17 protein-coding genes and 1 pseudogene are annotated in these 17,710 nt (G+C 59.4%); 9 read left to right on the top strand and 9 right to left on the bottom strand.

Annotation, left to right across the window (positions count from 1 at the left end; all coding sequences use genetic code 11):
- Positions 1 to 8 precede the first annotated feature (8 nt).
- The 3 genes from hpxX to hpxZ are packed head-to-tail and all read left to right on the top strand — an operon-like array spanning position 9 to position 1,977.
- On the top strand, positions 9 to 197 hold the full coding sequence (hpxX, locus tag EKN38_RS19330; protein WP_014831359.1) for an oxalurate catabolism protein HpxX: 189 nt from the start codon (positions 9 to 11) through the stop codon (positions 195 to 197).
- Positions 194 to 1,591, top strand: coding sequence for an AtzE family amidohydrolase (locus tag EKN38_RS19325; RefSeq protein ID WP_014831358.1), 1,398 nt, complete (start codon positions 194 to 196; stop codon positions 1,589 to 1,591). Before hpxX ends, EKN38_RS19325 begins: the two co-directional genes overlap by 4 nt.
- Entirely contained in the window at positions 1,588 to 1,977 is a 390-nt protein-coding gene (hpxZ, locus tag EKN38_RS19320; RefSeq protein WP_014831357.1) for an oxalurate catabolism protein HpxZ, read from the top strand. The genes EKN38_RS19325 and hpxZ overlap by 4 nt, the downstream gene beginning before the upstream one ends.
- 42 nt (positions 1,978 to 2,019) lie before the next feature.
- On the opposite strand, the gene puuE is transcribed toward hpxZ, so the two are convergent.
- The 3 genes and pseudogenes from puuE to EKN38_RS19305 form a co-directional block, all read right to left on the bottom strand.
- Positions 2,020 to 2,919, bottom strand: coding sequence for an allantoinase PuuE (puuE, locus tag EKN38_RS19315; RefSeq protein WP_238540758.1), 900 nt, complete (start codon positions 2,917 to 2,919; stop codon positions 2,020 to 2,022).
- Positions 2,837 to 3,711 (bottom strand): annotated as a pseudogene (gene hpxA, locus EKN38_RS19310) (allantoin racemase). Before hpxA ends, puuE begins: the two are co-directional and overlap by 83 nt.
- Positions 3,711 to 4,427, bottom strand: coding sequence for a GntR family transcriptional regulator (locus EKN38_RS19305; protein WP_014831354.1), 717 nt, complete (start codon positions 4,425 to 4,427; stop codon positions 3,711 to 3,713). Before EKN38_RS19305 ends, hpxA begins: the two are co-directional and overlap by 1 nt.
- A gap of 144 nt (positions 4,428 to 4,571) precedes the next feature.
- Between EKN38_RS19305 and EKN38_RS19300 the strand changes: the two genes are divergently transcribed.
- Both EKN38_RS19300 and guaD read left to right on the top strand, forming a co-directional pair.
- Positions 4,572 to 6,080: an NCS1 family nucleobase:cation symporter-1 gene (locus EKN38_RS19300; protein WP_014831353.1), complete on the top strand. Its 1,509-nt coding sequence runs from the start codon at positions 4,572 to 4,574 to the stop codon at positions 6,078 to 6,080.
- Positions 6,080 to 7,396, top strand: coding sequence for a guanine deaminase (gene guaD, locus EKN38_RS19295; RefSeq protein WP_014831352.1), 1,317 nt, complete (start codon positions 6,080 to 6,082; stop codon positions 7,394 to 7,396). Before EKN38_RS19300 ends, guaD begins: the two co-directional genes overlap by 1 nt.
- Here the strand turns inward: guaD and uraH are convergent.
- Both uraH and uraD read right to left on the bottom strand, forming a co-directional pair.
- Entirely contained in the window at positions 7,376 to 7,699 is a 324-nt protein-coding gene (gene uraH / locus EKN38_RS19290) for a hydroxyisourate hydrolase (RefSeq protein ID WP_014831351.1), read from the bottom strand. The two genes, guaD and uraH, sit on opposite strands and share 21 nt — an antisense overlap.
- The gene (gene uraD, locus EKN38_RS19285; protein WP_014831350.1) at positions 7,696 to 8,196 is read right to left on the bottom strand and encodes a 2-oxo-4-hydroxy-4-carboxy-5-ureidoimidazoline decarboxylase; all 501 of its coding nucleotides are present in this window, start codon (positions 8,194 to 8,196) and stop codon (positions 7,696 to 7,698) included. Before uraD ends, uraH begins: the two co-directional genes overlap by 4 nt.
- 240 nt (positions 8,197 to 8,436) lie before the next feature.
- Here uraD and hpxO point away from each other — a divergent pair, with 240 nt between their 5' ends.
- Genes hpxO through EKN38_RS19270 form a run of 3 tightly spaced genes read left to right on the top strand, consistent with a single transcriptional unit; the run spans position 8,437 to position 11,596 of the window.
- Positions 8,437 to 9,591, top strand: a complete 1,155-nt coding sequence (gene hpxO / locus EKN38_RS19280) for an FAD-dependent urate hydroxylase HpxO (protein WP_014831349.1) — start codon at positions 8,437 to 8,439, stop codon at positions 9,589 to 9,591.
- A gap of 17 nt (positions 9,592 to 9,608) precedes the next feature.
- Positions 9,609 to 10,643: a molybdenum cofactor-independent xanthine hydroxylase subunit HpxD gene (gene hpxD / locus EKN38_RS19275; RefSeq protein WP_014831348.1), complete on the top strand. Its 1,035-nt coding sequence runs from the start codon at positions 9,609 to 9,611 to the stop codon at positions 10,641 to 10,643.
- 11 nt (positions 10,644 to 10,654) lie between these two features.
- On the top strand, positions 10,655 to 11,596 hold the full coding sequence (locus EKN38_RS19270; RefSeq protein ID WP_014831347.1) for a PDR/VanB family oxidoreductase: 942 nt from the start codon (positions 10,655 to 10,657) through the stop codon (positions 11,594 to 11,596).
- Between the two features lie 59 nt (positions 11,597 to 11,655).
- Here the strand turns inward: EKN38_RS19270 and EKN38_RS19265 are convergent, their stop codons facing one another.
- The 4 genes from EKN38_RS19265 to EKN38_RS19250 are packed head-to-tail and all read right to left on the bottom strand — an operon-like array spanning position 11,656 to position 16,573.
- Positions 11,656 to 12,231, bottom strand: coding sequence for a DJ-1/PfpI family protein (locus EKN38_RS19265; RefSeq protein ID WP_014831346.1), 576 nt, complete (start codon positions 12,229 to 12,231; stop codon positions 11,656 to 11,658).
- A gap of 22 nt (positions 12,232 to 12,253) precedes the next feature.
- Positions 12,254 to 13,444, bottom strand: a complete 1,191-nt coding sequence (locus tag EKN38_RS19260; RefSeq protein ID WP_014831345.1) for a glycoside hydrolase family 88 protein — start codon at positions 13,442 to 13,444, stop codon at positions 12,254 to 12,256.
- Positions 13,445 to 13,457: 13 nt separating this feature from the next.
- Positions 13,458 to 14,738, bottom strand: coding sequence for an oligosaccharide MFS transporter (locus EKN38_RS19255; protein ID WP_014831344.1), 1,281 nt, complete (start codon positions 14,736 to 14,738; stop codon positions 13,458 to 13,460).
- Entirely contained in the window at positions 14,735 to 16,573 is a 1,839-nt protein-coding gene (locus EKN38_RS19250; protein WP_014831343.1) for a DUF2264 domain-containing protein, read from the bottom strand. The genes EKN38_RS19255 and EKN38_RS19250 overlap by 4 nt, the downstream gene beginning before the upstream one ends.
- A gap of 228 nt (positions 16,574 to 16,801) precedes the next feature.
- Between EKN38_RS19250 and EKN38_RS19245 the strand changes: the two genes are divergently transcribed.
- Positions 16,802 to 17,668, top strand: a complete 867-nt coding sequence (locus EKN38_RS19245; protein WP_014831342.1) for an AraC family transcriptional regulator — start codon at positions 16,802 to 16,804, stop codon at positions 17,666 to 17,668.
- The last annotated feature ends 42 nt before the right edge of the window (positions 17,669 to 17,710 follow it).

Genomic DNA, 17,710 nt, shown 5'->3' with positions numbered 1-17,710 from the left:
AGAGAAGAATGACAACACAACAACCTGACTGGCATGCCTACCTGGCGCAGATGGAGGCCGTGCTGGGCGTTGAGCTGGATGACGCCCGCCGCGCGGAGCTTCAGCTGCAGTTTAGCCGCATTGCCGCCATGGCCGCCCCGCTGATGGCGCTGCCGCTTGATGACCGTCTGGAGATCGCAGGAGTATACAAAGCATGAGGCTACACGAGATGAGTATCAGCGCGATCCAGCAGGCGCTGAGTGCAGGCGAGTTAAGCGCCCGCGAGATCGCCCGTCAGACGCTGGAGGATATTGCGCGCATCAACCCGCAGATCAACGCCTGGACGGCGGTTACCGACGCACGGATGCTGGCCGAGGCAGAAAATATCGATACCCTGCGCCGCGAGAAGCGCCCCCTGCCGCCGCTGGCGGGCGTGCCTTACGCGGTAAAAAACCTGTTTGATGTGGCCGGGCACACCACCCTCGCCGGAGCCGAGCTGTTCAGCAAGCGTTCCGCTGCCAGCGCAGACAGCTTTGCGGTTCGCCAGCTACGCAGCGCGGGAGGACTGTTGTCCGGGATGGTCAATATGGATGCCTACGCCTACGGCTTTACCACGGAAAACAGCCACTACGGCGCCACGCGTAATCCGCACGATCTGACGCGCATTGCAGGCGGCTCCTCCGGTGGCTCTGCCGCCGCCGTCGCCGCCAGGCTGGTCCATTTTTCACTGGGTACCGACACCAACGGGTCGATTCGCGTCCCGGCATCCCTGTGCGGAATTTACGGCTTAAAACCGACCTTTGGCCGCCTGTCACGCTCCGGCAGCCACCCGTTTGTCGCCAGTCTCGATCATATCGGGCCGTTTGCCCGGCGCGTGTGCGATCTGGCGTCCGTGTACGATGCGCTGCAGGGACGAGACACCTGCGACCCTTTTCAGGCGGAGTCCTCACGCGAGCAGACGCGTCCCTTACTCGATCGCGGTCTGGATGGATTGCGTTGTGCGGTCCTCGGCGGCTATTTCAGCACGTGGTGTAATGATGATGCCCGGGAAGCCGTCGCGCGCGTGGCACGTGCTCTCGATGTCCAGGAGGAGCTTCAGTTCCCTGATGCGGAACTGGCCCGCTCTGCCGCATTCATCATCAGCGCCTCCGAAGGGGGGAACCAGTACCTGCCGTCTCTTCGCCGTGAGCCGGCGCGTTTCGAACCACACTCCCGCGAACGCCTGTTGGCTGGGGCGATGATCCCTTCCGCCTGGTATATTCAGGCCCAGCGTTTTCGCGCCCACGCCCGACAGGCCTGTAAAGCGCTGTTTGAACAGGCCGACGTGCTGATCGCCCCGGCAACGCCGCGCAGCGCCACGACGATCGGCGAGCAGACCATGGAGATTAACGGGGAGCCACTGCCGGTGCGTGCCAGCATGGGGATGCTGACGCAGCCGATTTCGTTTCTGGGTTTGCCCGTCACCACCGTTCCGCTACGCACCGCCCGGGGCGCGCCAATTGGTCTGCAACTCATCGCAGCGCCGTTTAATGAACAAGCCTGCCTGCGCGTGGCGCGGGTCCTGGAAGCGAGCGGGATAACCGATGCCCGTCCTGCGGAGATGGCACCATGATCAATCACGACAACATTAACCTTCCCTGGGTGGTGGCGGATGTCACAGCCGCGTTTTACCGCTACGAAGATGCGCTGGTGAGCAACAACATTGCGGTGCTGGATGAGTTGTTCTGGCACGACAAAAACACGGTGCGACTGGGCGCGGGGGAAAACCTCTACGGCATTGATGAAATCCGCGCCTTTCGTGCGGCACGGCCTTCCGCCGGGCTACAGCGAACGTTGCGCAATACCGTGATCACCACCTTCGGTGAGGATTATGCCGTGTGCAGCACCGAGTTTACCCGCGAGGGGACGGAACGCATTGGCCGCCAGCAGCAGACGTGGGTGCGGTTTGTTTACGGGTGGCGCATTGTTGCGGCACAGGTGAGTGTGATGTCGTCGTAGGCCGGGAAAGGCGCAGTCGCCACCCGGCAAAATACGGCTCAATTATTTCTGAAACGGATGCACGTCCCGCCAGTGATCGGCAATTTGCTGGCGGGTACAGACCCAGACCCGCTCGTGCTGCTGCACATAATCCAGGAACCGCTGCAGCGCGCGAAAACGCCCCGGACGCCCCAGCAGACGGCAGTGCATGCCGATGGACATCATCTTCGGCGCACTTTCGCCCTCTTCATACAGCACGTCAAAGCTGTCTTTCAGGTAAGTATAAAACTGCTCAGCGGTATTAAACCCCTGGGCGGTGGCGAAGCGCATGTCGTTCGCGTCCAGCGTGTAGGGCACGATCAGGTGCGGTTTACGGCTGCCATCGCTGCAGGTCACTTCCGTCCAGAAGGGTAAGTCGTCGCCATAGTAGTCGCTGTCGTAGTCAAAACCGCCCTGCTCCACCACCAGCTGGCGCGTGTTGGGGCTGTCGCGCCCGGTGTACCAGCCCGTAGGCGGTTTGCCAAACAGATCGGTCAGCACGTGCACCGCTTTGTGCAGATGCTCACGTTCCTGGTTGATATCCATGTTCTGATAGTGGATCCAGCGCCAGCCGTGGCTGACCACGTCGTAATCCGCCGCCTTGATCGCCGCGACAATCTCCGGATGACGCGCCAGCGCCATCGCTACGCCAAAGACCGTCAGCGGCAGGCCGCGTTTCTGAAATTCATTGTGGATCCGCCAGAACCCGGCGCGGCTGCCGTATTCGTACAGGGAGTCCATGGACATATGTTTGTCCGGATAGCTGGCCGCTCCAATGATGTCCGAGAGAAACTGTTCCGACCCGGCATCGCCATGCAGGACGTGGTTTTCTGCCCCCTCTTCATAATTGAGCACAAACTGCACGGCGATGCGTGCCTGATCCGGCCACTGCGCATGCGGCGGGTTGCCGGCGTAGCCTCGCAGATCCCGCGGATAACCCTCTTCAAAAAGCCCCATTACCACCCCCAAAAATTAAAATGGATTCAATGCCTGAAAATGTCCGCTTAACGGTTTGTTCTCCGGAAATGCCAGATCCCCGTGCTTGCTGGTTGACAGCTCCAGCGCCACCAGCGATTCCACCATCTTCACCGCCGCGCTGACGCCGTCGATCACCGGCACGCGCAGCTCGCGCGTCAGCTCCTGGGCGAGCGTTGCCATCCCGCCACAGCCCAGCACAATGGCACCGCAGCCATCCTCTTTCAGGGCCTGTATACAGCGCGCGCGCACTTTCTCCTGCGCCAGACCGGTGCCATCTTCCAGCGCCAGCACCGGGAGATCTATCGCGTGCAGGGCCGCGCAGCGATCGTGAAAGCCATACTGGTGCAGCAGATGACGGGCAATGATCAGCGTGCGCGGCAGCGTGGTGACAATGGAAAAGCGCGTCGCCACCAGCGTGGCCATATGCATGGCGGCTTCGGCAATGCCGACAACCGGCCCTTGTGCCAGCTCGCGCGCGGCCAGCAGCCCCGGATCGCCAAAGCAGGCAATCACGTGACCCGCCACCCCCTGCTCTCTGCCTTTTTTGATCTGTTCAAGGACACCCACGGCGGCAATGGCCTCATCAAAATGACCTTCGATTGAGGGCACACCTGCACTGGGGCAGACCGCGAGGATCTCCGTACCCGGTGCAGCCACCGCGCGGGCGGCCGCGCCGATGGTTTCGGTCATCGCGAGGCTGGTATTGGGATTAATGACTTGTATACAGACAGACGACATTACGACTCCTTGTGGCTGGCGAACAGCCGGGCAAAATCAGGCAGGCACTCACCCGCCCGTTCGAAACAGAGGCTGGCAACGATATGTTCAAAATGGTGCATCAGGGCATCGCTCAATGGCTGCAGCGCTTTCTGGCGCAGCAGCCCCACAAGCTGTTCATGATCGTTGCAGCGGCACCCCTGACGCCACGGCGCGCCCCAGGTGGCAATCACCAGCGAGGAGCGCTGGCTCAGGCGGGTGACCATTTCGGTCAGCACCTGGTTACCAGAGATGGCCTGCAGCTGAATATGGAAATTCGCAGAGTGGCGGATCGCCGCCGGGCCGTCGTAAGCCTCATGCGCCTGCTGCTCCTGACGGATGATTGACGCCAGCGCCGCCAGATGCGGCGGCTGACAGTGCGCCAGCACGTCCGGCAGATTGGCGACCTCCAGCAGCGCGCGAGTGCGGAAGATCTGCTGGGCCTCTTCGACCGTCGGGCTGGCAACGTGTGCACCACGTTTGGGCGTTAAGGTGACCATTTGCACAGCGGCGAGTCGCTGCAACACCTTACGGATGCCCGTACGGCTCACGCCAAAAACCTCCGCCAGCGCCTCTTCCGGCAATTTGCTTCCCGGCAGCAGCTGATGTTCGACAATCGCGGTCATCAGCGCCTGAAAGATGGATTCGTCTTTGTCTTGCAGGTCTGGCGCGGCGTGCAGACTGTTCACGTAGTTCATTAACCACTCCACTTTTTACTTTTCGCTATCGAATCGTATACATAAAAATAAAATATTGCATACAAGATTTATTATTTTGGCCTGGATCCTGCAACACCGTCTGCACTCCCACTCAACGGGTTTTCATTCACAGGAGCAGGTTTCATGCCAAACAGTCAAAATACGCAACACGGTACGGCCGCTGATTCCGGTGCGGTTTACAGCCCACGGCTTTGCAATGAGGATCTGGCACCAACGCGTGACCAGAACTGGAGCTGGTACAACATCTTTTCGTTCTGGATGTCGGACGTCCACAGCATGGGGGGATACGTTGTCGCCGCGAGCTTCTTTACACTCGGGCTGGCGAGCTGGCAGGTGTTGCTGTGCCTGCTGGTGGGGATTTGCATTGTGCAGCTGTGTGCCAACCTGGTGGCGAAGCCGAGCCAGATGGCGGGCGTGCCGTATGCGGTCATCAGCCGTCAGGCCTTTGGCGTCTTCGGGGCGAACATTCCGGCGGTGATCCGCGGGCTTATCGCCTTTGCCTGGTACGGCATTCAGACCTATCTGGCCGCTAACGCCCTGATGCTGGTGGCGCTGAAGTTCTGGCCGTCACTCTCGTCGCTCACCACCGGCGCGTTTCTCGGGCTGTCGCACCTGGGCTGGATCTGCTTTGCCATTATGTGGGTATTGCAGGCAATGGTCTTCTGGCACGGCATGAATGCCATCAAGCGCTTTATCGATATCGCCGGCCCGGCGGTGTATGTGGTGATGCTGGCGCTGGCAGGATGGATTGTATACAAGACCGGATTCGACGGGATCTCCTTCACCCTCGCCAGCAAATCCCTGAGCGCGGGCGAGCAGACCTGGCAGATGATCACCGCCACGGCGCTGGTGGTCTCCTACTTCTCAGGCCCGTTGCTCAACTTTGGGGATTTCTCCCGCTACGGCAAAAGCATGGGGGAAATCCGCCGTGGTAACCGCTGGGGCCTGCCGTTTAACTTCCTGCTGTTCTCCATCGTGACCGTGGTGATTGTCTCCGGTACCCAGTCGCTGTTTGGCCGCATGATCACCGACCCGATTGAAACCGTCAGCCGCGTGGGCAACGATCTGGCCGTGGCGATTGGTCTGCTGACCATGATCACCGCCACCATCGGGATCAACATCGTGGCCAACTTTGTCTCCCCGGCGTTTGATTTCTCTAACTGTTCCCCGCAGAAAATCAGCTTCCGCACCGGGGGCATGATTGCCGCTGTCGGCTCGATCCTGTTAACCCCGTGGAACCTGTTTAACTCACCGGAGCTTATTCATTACACCCTGGACGTACTGGGGGCATTTATCGGCCCACTGTTCGGGATTCTGATTGCCGACTTCTACCTGATTAAGCGTGGCAAAGTCTCCGTGGACGATCTGTTCGATGACACGCCAAAAGGGAAATACTGGTACCGCAACGGCTTTAACCCGAAAGCCATCGGTGCGCTGCTCCCCTCCGTTGCCGTCGGTCTGGTGATTAGCTTTATCCCGGCGCTGCATGAGGTGGCAAACTTTAGCTGGTTCATCGGCGTCTTCCTCGGCGGGGTAACCTACCGCTGGCTGGCGCGCGAGGAGCGCGAAGGGGCGTCCGCCGCTCACTTCACGGCACGCGAAGCCACGCAAACCATCAGACAGGAGCCATGATGGATTACCAGACTGCGATACGCGGTGCATTTTTCGATATCGCCCAGGTCTGCGACAGTGCAGACCTGATTGCCGACCATGCGCGCTACCAGGAGGACGGCCTGCTGTTTATTCACCACGGGAAAATCGTGGCGCTCATGGCCTGGCAGGAGGGAGAGCAATATCTTGACCCGCACAAGAGTTACACCGACCTGCGCGGCAAACTGCTGTTGCCCGGTTTTATCGATACGCACGTTCATTATCCGCAGACGGAGATGATCGGCGCCTTCGGCGAGCAACTGCTGGAGTGGCTGACCACCTACACGTTCCCGGTGGAGAGCCAGTTTGCTGACGAGAGCTACGCAAAAGAGATCGCGGAATTTTTCATAAACCAGCTGGTCAGCCACGGTACCACCACCGCGCTGGTGTTTTGCACGCTGCATCCTGAATCAGTCGATGCGCTGTTTACCGAGGCGTCGCGTCTGAATATGCGCCTTATCGCCGGGAAGGTGATGATGGACCGGCACACCCCGGACTACCTGACCGAAACGGCACAACAGAGCTACCGGCAGACACGGGAGCTGATCCAGCGCTGGCACCACCATGGACGGCTGGGGTATGCCATTACGCCACGCTTTGCGCCCACCTCATCACCGGAACTGCTTGCGGCGGTGCGTTTACTCAGAGAGGAGTTTCCGGACACCTGGCTGCAGACCCATCTGAGCGAAAACCCGAACGAAGTGGCCTGGGTTAATGACCTGTGGCCGGAGCATGAACGTTATCTGGATGTGTACCACCACTATGGCCTCACCGGTGAGCGCAGCGTGTTTGCTCACGGGATCCATCTCCACCACAGCGAGTGGCAGTGCCTGCATGACACCGGTTCGGCGGTGGCGTTTTGCCCAACATCCAACCTGTTTCTTGGCAGCGGGCTGTTTCGGTTACCCGCCTGCTGGCAGCACAAGGTGCGGATGGGTATCGGCACCGACGTTGGCGCGGGCACCACCTTCAGTATGCTGCGCACGCTGGGGGAAGCTTACAAGGTGGGTCAGTTGCAGAGCTACCGCCTGCGCGCCAGCGAGGCCTTTTATCATGCCACGCTGGGTGGCGCGCATGCCCTGCGTCTGGATGACAACATTGGCAACTTCGCACCGGGCAAAGAGGCCGATTTTATCGTGATCGACCCGGCCGTCACCCCGCTTCAGCGCCTGCGCAGCGGGCGCTGCAAGGATATCTACGAGCAGCTGTTTGTGCTGATGACCCTGGGCGACGAGCGTAATATCAGCCAAACCTGGGTCAACGGCGAGCCAGTGTGGTCAGCTGCCGCGGTAGGTTGACCAGCCGCCAGGGGCAATCACAAACGGCAGATGGAAGTGTTCATCTGCCGTTTCGCCGATAAGAAAATCAATCTGCGCACAGGGATAGAACGTGCCGCGCCCCGTTTCGCTAAACCAGGCACCAGTCTCGGCCACCAGCCGATAGCGGCCCGCAGGCAGGACGGGAACAAATTCGGTGATGCGACCCTGCGCGTTGGTCACGCCAGTTGCGATGACCTCCGCGTCCTGTTCAAGACGTACCGTAACCCCCTGCGCGGGTTTGCCCGTCGAGATATCCAGAATATGTGTACTGAGCGTGCTCATGCGCCAATGACTCCTTCCAGTCGTAATAAGGTAATTTCCCGCAGCTGATCCAGTGCGGCCTGCACCTCCTGCGCATCGCTGTTTTCCAGCCGCGCGTTCAGGGCCTGGAGGATCGCCTCCCCGCTGCGGCCTTTGGCGCGGATCAGAAAGACGCGCCCGAAACGGCTTTCGTAGCGGGCATTGCCTGCCCGCAACGCCTCAGCAAGCCGGGCATCATCATGATTCACCGCTCCCTGCTCCTGACGCGACAGCGCCGCCTCCGCCTGCGTGCCCATGGGCTTCTCACCGATGCGCGGATGCGCGCTCAAGGCCTGCGTGAGCGCGCATTCATCCCAGCTTTTCGTCAGCGCCTGGGCCGCATCAAACAGAGCATCCCGGCTCGGATAAGGCCGCCCGGCGACCAGCGCCTCGGCCCAGCCGGGGATGGCCACGCAAGGGTGTAATAGCGTAAGCACCTCTTCCTGACTCCGTTGATTAAAATCGTCCAGTGTTATCATGGTTCCTCCCGTGACATCATCGTCCCTGAGCCTTGCACAAAGCACGCCACTCTTGCCTGAGACCTGAAACAGTCGATTCCTGATCCTTAAACCGGAAATTATTGATTCATAAAAAGGCAGTCTCACCGCGATAACGCACCTTAGCAGTGCAAACATCCCTCTCACAACGCCCTTTTCGCCACTCTGCAGCCTGGTACGCAAATTGCTGATGCTAATGACACCCGGCAAAAGGAGAGAAGCATGAAAGCAATCGTCATTGGCGCAGGCATTGGTGGCCTGAGCGCCGCTGTCGCGCTGGAAAAGGCGGGCATCGACTGTACCGTGTTTGAGGCAGTAAAAGAGATCAAACCCGTTGGCGCGGCCATCTCCATCTGGCCTAACGGGGTAAAATGCATGCAGCACCTCGGCATGGGCGACATCATTGAGACATACGGCGGGCCGATGCGCTTTATGGCCTACAAGGATCACCGGCGCGGCGATACGCTGACCCGCTTTAGCCTGGCACCGCTGGTGGAGCGCACCGGTGGGCGTCCCTGCCCGGTCTCGCGCGCTGAGCTTCAGCGGGAGATGCTGGACTTCTGGGGGCGCCAGCGGGTGCAGTTCGGCAAGCGCGTCGAACATGTTCGGGAAGATGACGCTGGCGTCACCGTGACCTTCACCGACGGCAGCATGGCGACAGGCGATTTTCTGATTGCCGCCGACGGTAGCCACTCTGCGGTGCGCCCGTACGTGCTCGGGTATACGCCCGAGCGTCGCTACGCGGGCTACGTTAACTGGAACGGGCTGGTGAAGATTGATGAAGAAATTGCCCCTGCCCATCAGTGGACCACGTTCGTTGGAGAAGGCAAGCGCGTGTCGCTGATGCCCGTCTCCGGTGGACGCTTCTATTTCTTTTTTGATGTCCCGCTTCCCCTCGGGCTGGCGGAAGATCGCACCACCCTCAGGGCCGATCTCACGGGTTATTTCCGCGGCTGGGCGCCGCCGGTGCAGAAGCTGATCGCCGCGCTGGATCCGGACACCACCAACCGCATTGAGATCCACGACATTGAGCCGTTCGACAGCCTGGTGCGCGGCCACGTGGCGCTGCTGGGCGATGCGGCGCACAGCACCACGCCGGATATCGGCCAGGGCGGCTGCGCGGCGCTGGAAGATGCGGTGGTGCTGGGAGACTGCCTGCGCGAAAACCACAACATTACGCTGGCGCTGCGGCAGTACGAAGCCCTGCGCTGCGACCGGGTACGCGACCTGGTGCTGAAGGCCCGCAAGCGCTGTGACGTCACGCACGGTAAAGATATGGCGTTAACCCGAGCCTGGTATCAGGAACTCAGGGAGGAGACCGGGGAGCGCATTATCAACGGTCTGTGCGACACCATTCAGGGCGGACCATTAGGCTGAACGTAAGAGGGATACACATGAATAAAGCACCTGTACCACCCGCCCATTGTACGTTTGAGCCAGAGGACTGGCTGCGCCTGGCAAAGTGCTGGCATCCGGTTGCACGCGCCTGCGACATCGGTGCGGCACCGGTCAAAGCGACCCTGCTGGACGAAGCGCTGGTTATCTACCGCGTAAAAGACCAGGTCGTGGTCGCCCGCGATGTTTGTCCGCATCGCGGCGTGCCGCTGTCGCTGGGCTTTCATGATGAACACGGGATTATCTGCCCCTACCATGGCCTGCGCTTCGGGGAAGATGGCCGCTGCAACCGCATTCCCTCCAGCCCCGATCAGCCGGTACCGGCGAAGCTCAACCTGATTAACTACGCCGTGGAGGAGCGCTTTGGCTTGATCTGGACGTGTCTGGCGTTTGACCCGGACAACCCGGTGCCGCTGCCCACTATGCCGCACTGGGATGACGATGGCTTTCAGCAGATCAACTGCCCGGCGTTTGAGGTGAATGGCTTCGCTGGCCGCCAGGTGGAAGGCTTTCTGGATGTGGCGCATTTCGCGTGGATCCATACCAGCACCTTTGCGGACCCGGATAACCAGCTCGTCCCGACCTATCAGCCACAGGAAACACCGTTTGGCTTTGTCGCGGATTACTGGAGTTCGGTGAGCAATTATCCTGCCAGCTCTGACGTGCAGGCGCCGGAAGGCTTCCAGTGGCTGCGCCATTTTGAAATGCACTTGCCGTTTACCGCCACCCTGACGATCCATTTTCCGGGTGAATCCCGGCTGGTGATCATGAACGCCGCGTCACCGGTCTCATCACGCGTCACCCGCATGTTCGCCCCCATCGCGCGCAACTTTGACCTGCATATTCCGGTGGAAGAGGTGCATGCCTTTAACCTGCGAATTTTTGAGGAAGACCGTTTGATGGTTGAAACCCAGCGCCCGGAAAGTTTGCCGCTGGATCTGACCCTGGAAGCCCATATTCCCGCGGATAAAAGCTCGATTGCCTATCGCCGGGGGCTGAAAAAAATGGGCTTTGGCGAATTTTTCCTGGTATGACGGAGGCCGATATGCTGAGCGTAATTGTTGACGGGCTGTGGCGTCAGGGGAACAAGAGCCTCGCGGTCAGGCTGGTAGCAGAAAACGGTGAAGCGCTGCCAGAGTGGCAACCCGGCGCGCATATTGACGTGCACCTGCCCTGCGGGGTTATTCGCCAGTATTCCCTGACCGACAGCTGCGAAAATGAGGGTTATCTGATCTGCGTGGGACGGGAAACCGCCTCGCGCGGCGGGTCACGCTATATTCATGAGACACTGCGTCCCGGTCAGAAGCTGCTGATCTCTGCGCCGCGCAATCTGTTTGCCCTGCAGGAGGCCGAACAGGTGTTGCTGCTGGCTGCGGGGATCGGGATTACGCCACTGTATGCGATGGCCCTGGCGCTGGAGGCAGCCGGAACCCCGTTCACCCTGCACTATTATGTCAGACAGGCTGAAAGCGCGGCTTTCGCCCGCGAACTGTCGCAGATTGAGCAGGGTAATTGCGTTATTCATACCACCAGCCCGCGCACTCTGCTGGCAGAGCATATCCCGGTGGCTACGGCGGGGCTTCACGCCTGGGTCTGTGGCCCGGCAGGGTTTATGGAAAAAGTGCGTGACGTCGCCACGGCGAAGGGCTGGGATGAAGCCCATCTTCACAGCGAGGCGTTTCAGCCCGCTGCGCCTGTCAGTGGCGGAGAAGCCGGTGAGATCTTTACGGTCAAACTGGCCTCCACCGGCGAGCGCTGGCCGGTACCTGCAGATAAAACTATCGCCCAGGTGCTGCAGGAAAATGGCGTGGACGTTCCGTTGTCCTGCGAGATGGGGATCTGCGGTGCGTGTCTGACGCCGGTGATTGACGGCGTGGTGGATCACCGGGATAGCGTGCAGTCAGAGGCTGAAAAAAACGGCCCGGACCAGCAGGTGGCGTTGTGCTGCTCGCGGAGTCACTCCGGGGAGCTGGTGATTGGGCTGTAAAACGAAATAAATATCCTCCGGCATAGCCGGAGGTTTTCAGATGTGCCTGTAAGGCTCTGTTACCAGCCGCGTCCTGACTGCCACGCATAATCAATATGACTGGCCTGCTCGCGGGCCAGTGCTTCATCGCCCTGCAAGCGCGCCGCCAGGGTAAAGGCGAAATCGAACACCTTGCCCAGCCCGCGACCGCTTAGCAGATGGCCATCTTCCACCACGTCGGCATCGACGTACAGGCCATCGCTGACTGTTTTCCACACATCGCCGGAACAGACATAGCGGCGCCCCTTTAGCAGCCCGTTGCCGCCCAGCACACGGGCGGCGGCGGAGCAAATCGGGCAGATATATTTGCCCGCTTCATCATGGCGGCGAACGAAGGCGATCGCCTCCGCGCTTTTCGCCAGGTTGACGCTGCCTTCCGGGCCGCCCGGTAACACCACCGCGTCAAAGGTCTGATCGAGGCTGGCTTTCAGGGTCCTATCCGCCACCATGGGGATGGCGTGGTAGCTCACCACTTCACGACTTTCACCGCAGGCAATCGTCTGCACCGTAATATTCAGGCGGCGCAGGATATCGATAGTGACGATCGCTTCCCCCTCTTCAAAACCGGGGGCTAATAACACGGCTACGCTTTTCATTTTGCTCTCCATGGCTTCAGGGTTACCAGTACGGGTACCAAACCTGTCGCAGCCGCGCCAGCAGCTCAAGATAGAAATAGTCCCCCCAGCTACAGCACTGATCGACGCCCTTGCCGCTGCCCATATGATAAACCGAGTGCTGCAGCAGCCCCTCAGTCGGGTCGTCGTCATGGGCCAGGTAATTGTCGGTCAGCGACAGCGCAATGCGCAGCGCCATCTCTTCATAATATGCACGGTTTGCGTCGAGCGTCGGCAGCGCCCTGACCAGCTCCAGCAAACCACAGGCGGCAATCGCCGCCGCTGAACTGTCGCGCACGGCGTCAGTACCGAGCAGCGCCAGATCCCAGTGGCAAACATCATCTTCCGGCAGTCGGTTGAGGAAGTAGTGCGCCAGGCTGCGTGACAACTCAACCATCTGCTTATCGCCAGTGTGCTGATAGCTCAGCAGGAAGCCGTAAATGCCCCACGCCTGGCCGCGCGACCAGCACGAGGTATCGCTGTAGCCCTGATGGGTGTTGCCAAAGCGCGGCTCACCCGTCTGCACATCCATATAGTAGGTGTGATAAGTCGAAGCATCTTCACGCACGATATAGTTCGCTGCCTGCCCGGCGTGAGCCGTCGCCGCTTGCGCGTAACGTGGGTCGCCGGTCTGCTCGCTGGCCCAGTACAGCAGCGGCAGGTTCATATTGCAGTCGATGATCATTCGCCCCTGCTGTTCCGGGTCGTTTAAATCCCCCCATGCCTGAATGATGTTGGCCGTCGGGTTAAAACGCTCCATCAGGCGATCGGCAGCCAGCAGCGCCGACTGGCGAGCGGCTTCGTTGCCGGTGAGCCGCCAGGCACTGACGCAGGAGAGCGAATAGAGGAACCCGAGATCGTGCGTTGCGGTGTCAATACGCTGCTCAATACGCCGGGCGAACGAGGGTATATAGCGCTCGGCGGCTTCGCGATAATGCGCTTTGCCGGTCATCTCCCACATCAGCCACAGCTGGCCCGGCCAAAAACTGGTTGTCCACTCCACGTTATCGGTACGCGGCCAGACCCCCTTCTCACAGGCTTCGCCGGGGAACTTATCGCCGAAGGCGACTATATTTTTGTCGAGCTTGCGCGCTACGTGGGTTAAGGCCGCTTCCAGCGTCTGGCTCAGTGCCAGCCGATCGACCTGATGCAGTTCGATCGGCCGCAGCGCTTCGGTGATAACAGATTTGGTCATAACAACTCCTGAATTAATGTTTGGCCGGTTCAACCGGGGCGGTGTCTAAAGCCGGAGCAAAGGGTCGTGAGGCATCGCGTTTCGACTGGCAGCGCGACAGCGTAAAAGCGGAAATCAGCGTAAAAAGCAGAGCGCAGCAGCCCATCAGCAGATAGGTATGCTCGAAGCCTATCTTGTCGTACAGATAGCCAGCAGGTGGCGCGACCACAATCGAGCCGACGTAAATCATCGCCTGGTACCCCAGCAGGTACATCGTGGCGTTAACCCGACGATGGAAATGTTCGGCGATGTATTTGAAGACCGAAATCAGCAGCAGCGCGATCTCAACGCCGTAAAACGGTTTGATGATAGAGATAACAATCGGATCGCTGGTCAGGCCGGATGCGATCAGCCGTGCCCCTACCACGCAGCCGCAGAACAGCAGGCCGCGCTTAGCGCCGTAGTGGTTCACCAGCCACGGGATAAACATCATCATCACGAACTCCATCCCCGACTGGACGGTGCTCAGGTAGCCGTACCAGGCGTTGCCCTGCTCTTTGGTGGCGAAGAACGACACGAAGTAGCGCGGGAACTGCTGCTCGGCGATAAACATCATCCAGGCCACCCCGGCGACGTAAAGGCTGAACATCCAGAATTTACGGTTTTTCAGCAGCATCAGCACATCGGCAAAGACGATCTTATTAGCGGAAATGACGCTGTTGTTGCGCAGCTGCTCATCGCCAATTTTGAGGCTAATCAGCACCAGCAGCATCAGTACCGAGGTCCCGCTGCTGAGCAGAAAGTTGGCCAGCGGCGTGACGTTAAACAACAGCCCGGAGACCGAGGCCGCCATCGCCCAGCCCAGCGAACCCCACATTCTGATGCGGCCAAACTCCAGCCCGTACAGGCGGCTAAAGCGGTCGGCGTAGGATTCAGAAGCCGCCACCCCGGCGTACCAGCCCAGACTCAGATACAGCGCGCCGATGATAATCCCGGCCATCGCATGGCTTTGCAGCAGCGGTTGGTACACCAGCGAGAAAAACGGTGCCATCAGCGCTGAAATGGCGCAGACAAAATAGAGCAGCCACTTGCTCATGCCGATTTTATCCATGATGTAGCCGTACACTGGCTTCAGGACCACCGCGAAGACGCCATTAATGGCGAACACGCTGCCAATGGTGATGCTATCGAGGCCCACTTTCTGGCTCAGCCACAAGGCATACAGGCCAAAGCTGGATGACCAGGTGAAGAAGTAAAGAAAAATAAAGGTACTCATTTTGTACTGCGCAGCACGTACGGACGATGATGTGCTCATAGCGATGCCTCCGGGGCCAGAACGAGCGTCGTTTCTTGTCGTGCCGTCACGAAGCGTACCGCGTCATCGCTTATGAAGGCCTGCGGGCAATGTTGCGGATCGAAGTCGGCGGCATTTCCCGCCCACACCGCGCTTATCAACAAATGGGTGCCGAGATCGAGTTCGTCACGCAGCACCGGCACCGCCGCGCGCTCGGCGAACAACAGATTACTGTTTGGCGGCGTCACCACCGTCTCGCCGCGACGGGCATGCGGATGTAAAGCGAAAATCGCTGATACATTGCAGGCGTTGCGTAACCAGCAGCCGCCATCACTCTCCTGCATCTGCGGCAGTGGGCGGTTCGCCAGGCTAAAGCCGCCCTCTGCGCAATCCAGCGCGCGCCGGGTATTGATACGATGGACGCGCAGTTGCCAGTCACCCAACGCCAGCAGCCAGCTGTCAATCACCACGTCGCGCCACGGCAGCCAGCGGCTGTAAATGGTGCCATCAGCGGTGACCACATGCTGGCATTCGCGGCGGCCGCGCCAGTAGTTATCCTTTTCAGCCAGCAGCAGCATCGAATCGGGGGCGGCGTGGTTCAGGCCGTAGCGTCCGCGTTCGAGGGTGAAGCCAAAGCGGGTGGAATAGGCAAACTTGCAGTATTTCGCTTCGGTATTTACGAAGTTGTTCAGCTCCAGCTGGCCAGACGTCAACATCCACAGGTGATCGGCCTGATGCACTATCACTTGATCCGCGTGGACTATCGTGTGTTGCGCGGGCAGCGGCGGCAGCGGTAGTTCGACCGACTGCCAGAAGGCATCGCCCTCATCTAACGCCAGTACCAGCAGGGTCTTCAGGCCCCAGTACGGCGAACCCGGCGCGTTGTAGTCTTCCGCCATCGCCAGATTCGGGTAGCTGTAACCGACGCTCAGCACGCCGTCGCGGTCGAATATCGGCTGCGTCAGCCACCAGCGCAGATGGCGCAGAACGATGCCCTTCATCACGCCAGGCGTAAACACCTCCAGGCCAGCAAAGGCCGCCGCACTCCAGAACGCAGCCTCGGCAAAGCGGTAGGTCAGGCTACGGCCAAACGGGATCGCCGCGCCGTCTTCGGCAAAGAAATGGATGAAGTCAGAGGAGAAACGTGCGGCCCGGTGACGCAGCGTTGCACTACGCTTTGGATCGACATCGGCCATTAGCTTCGCGTAAATCAGGCCATAGAAATGGAAGCCCATCGAGATGTAGTAGTCGCGCGGCCGGCCCGGGCCATCGGAGTACCAGCCATCGCCGAGATAGTAGTGCTCCATGGCCGCAAAATTTTCTTCCAGCGCCTGCGGGTTGGTTGGCATGCCGCAATAATGGAAGCCGACCTGCACCAGAATCGGAAAGAAGTGCCAGTTGTTATCGGGGATGTCCTGGGTCTCGCACTGCTTTAACCAGCGCCATAAATTCGCTTTCTCCGTCTCAGTGAAGTGTGCCAGCACGGTTTCGCCCGCCAGCGCCAGCAGCAGCCCGTAGGCCGCCATTTCGACGATTCGCTGATCGTAAGGTGCGACGTCGCCCCAGTAATCAGCGTGCTGCGGATTGGTGCCGTTTTTTATCGCCTGTAAATAGAACGAGAAGTGTTGCGGCTCACTGCCGCCAGCCAACAACGGCGTCACGCCCCACAGCAGGCGGGAAAACGTTTCCATGCTCGCGACCTGCTGGCCGTAATGCGCGGTAAAGTTCGCTAAATCAATGCGGCTGGCGTCGTTTTTAAACCAGGGCGCCACCGCGTTCAGCATGTCATTGACCAGCCGCAGCACCTCTTCCCGGCTTGTCAGTGGATTATCCAGATTGATGTTTTCAGGTTGCACAGGGTCCTCCCGCATAACACGAGGGTAGAGATAAGTTATTGTTATTAGGCTTTTTCAAGCCACGCGTGCGACGTCTGGATGAAGGGTAACTGCTTTTATTCAGGGTGCTGAGTGAGCAGACTCACAAAATTAAACCGCCATTTCATTTTCGCTGGATTTTGTCCTCCACGAGGGGGATAAATTACAACTGATGGCCTAAAAATTTAAATCTGTTGTCCTGGAGGTCAAATGGGTGAAACGCAACTGCTGGAACGCATCACGCTCGATCGGCAGGCCATTTCATTTAACCGCATGTACAGCACCAGCGCGATTTACTACCACTGGCATCAGTGCGTTGAATTGCTCTATATTTCCAGCGGCTACGGCATCGTGGTGGTGGATAATCAGCACTACACCGCGCGTCCGGGGCGATTATTTATCTTCCCGCCCTTCCGTTTGCATAAAGTGCAGGTCGATCATAGCGATAAAAACCCCTATCACCGCACCACCATGCACATTGAGCAATCGGTCGTCGAGAGTGCGCTCAGCGCCTTCCCGCGTCATCAGGCCCGGTTCGCCGCGCTGGCCGCCAGCAATCTGCCAGCGCAAATTTACGATCTCAGCAACCACGCAGCGTTTATCGAAAGGATCCTTGAGCAGTTTCAGTGTCTGGAGGGTAACGAGCAGACCGCGGCCTGCGAGGTGGCGTTTCTGGTGATGCAGCTCATGACGTTTCTGCCCGAGCAGCCACAGCGCTTCCCGCCGCGCCAGCAGACCATCGCCTCGCGGATTATGAGCTGGGTCGAAGCCCACTATGCCAGCAAGTTTTCGCTCGACCAGCTAGCCCAGGACATGGGGCTCTCGCGCAGCTATACCTCACGAATTTTCCGCCAGCAGACCGGCGGGAGCATTCACGAATATTTACTGACCCGGCGGATAAAGAGCAGCTGCGATCTGTTACGGTACAGCGATGAGAGTATTGACGCCATTGCGCTGGCCGTCGGGTTTAGCGAGGTGACCTATTTCATTACCTGCTTTAAAAAGATGATGCGGCAGACGCCGCTGCAGTATCGACGCAGTATCCTGAGTACCAGAACGTCCTGTTCCTGTATTTGACTGTCATTAGCGCATAAAAAAACCCAGGTCGCATAACGACCT

Source organism: Enterobacter sp. WCHEn045836, assembly GCF_003965585.1.
Lineage (GTDB): Bacteria > Pseudomonadota > Gammaproteobacteria > Enterobacterales > Enterobacteriaceae > Enterobacter > Enterobacter dissolvens.
The sequence above is the reverse complement of the archived record's forward strand: the minus strand, read 5'-3'. Positions and strand labels throughout refer to the sequence as shown.

Excerpts from the sequence above, each read along its gene's own strand:
- hpxX (WP_014831359.1), top strand. The coding sequence starts at position 9 with ATGACAACACAACAACCTGACTGGCATGCCTACCTGGCGCAGATGGAG.
- EKN38_RS19325 (WP_014831358.1), top strand. The coding sequence starts at position 194 with ATGAGGCTACACGAGATGAGTATCAGCGCGATCCAGCAGGCGCTGAGT.
- hpxZ (WP_014831357.1), top strand. The coding sequence starts at position 1,588 with ATGATCAATCACGACAACATTAACCTTCCCTGGGTGGTGGCGGATGTC.
- EKN38_RS19305 (WP_014831354.1), bottom strand. The coding sequence starts at position 4,427 with ATGAACTACGTGAACAGTCTGCACGCCGCGCCAGACCTGCAAGACAAA.
- EKN38_RS19300 (WP_014831353.1), top strand. The coding sequence starts at position 4,572 with ATGCCAAACAGTCAAAATACGCAACACGGTACGGCCGCTGATTCCGGT.
- guaD (WP_014831352.1), top strand. The coding sequence starts at position 6,080 with ATGGATTACCAGACTGCGATACGCGGTGCATTTTTCGATATCGCCCAG.
- uraH (WP_014831351.1), bottom strand. The coding sequence starts at position 7,699 with ATGAGCACGCTCAGTACACATATTCTGGATATCTCGACGGGCAAACCC.
- uraD (WP_014831350.1), bottom strand. The coding sequence starts at position 8,196 with ATGATAACACTGGACGATTTTAATCAACGGAGTCAGGAAGAGGTGCTT.
- hpxO (WP_014831349.1), top strand. The coding sequence starts at position 8,437 with ATGAAAGCAATCGTCATTGGCGCAGGCATTGGTGGCCTGAGCGCCGCT.
- hpxD (WP_014831348.1), top strand. The coding sequence starts at position 9,609 with ATGAATAAAGCACCTGTACCACCCGCCCATTGTACGTTTGAGCCAGAG.
- EKN38_RS19270 (WP_014831347.1), top strand. The coding sequence starts at position 10,655 with ATGCTGAGCGTAATTGTTGACGGGCTGTGGCGTCAGGGGAACAAGAGC.
- EKN38_RS19265 (WP_014831346.1), bottom strand. The coding sequence starts at position 12,231 with ATGAAAAGCGTAGCCGTGTTATTAGCCCCCGGTTTTGAAGAGGGGGAA.
- EKN38_RS19260 (WP_014831345.1), bottom strand. The coding sequence starts at position 13,444 with ATGACCAAATCTGTTATCACCGAAGCGCTGCGGCCGATCGAACTGCAT.
- EKN38_RS19255 (WP_014831344.1), bottom strand. The coding sequence starts at position 14,738 with ATGAGCACATCATCGTCCGTACGTGCTGCGCAGTACAAAATGAGTACC.
- EKN38_RS19245 (WP_014831342.1), top strand. The coding sequence starts at position 16,802 with ATGGGTGAAACGCAACTGCTGGAACGCATCACGCTCGATCGGCAGGCC.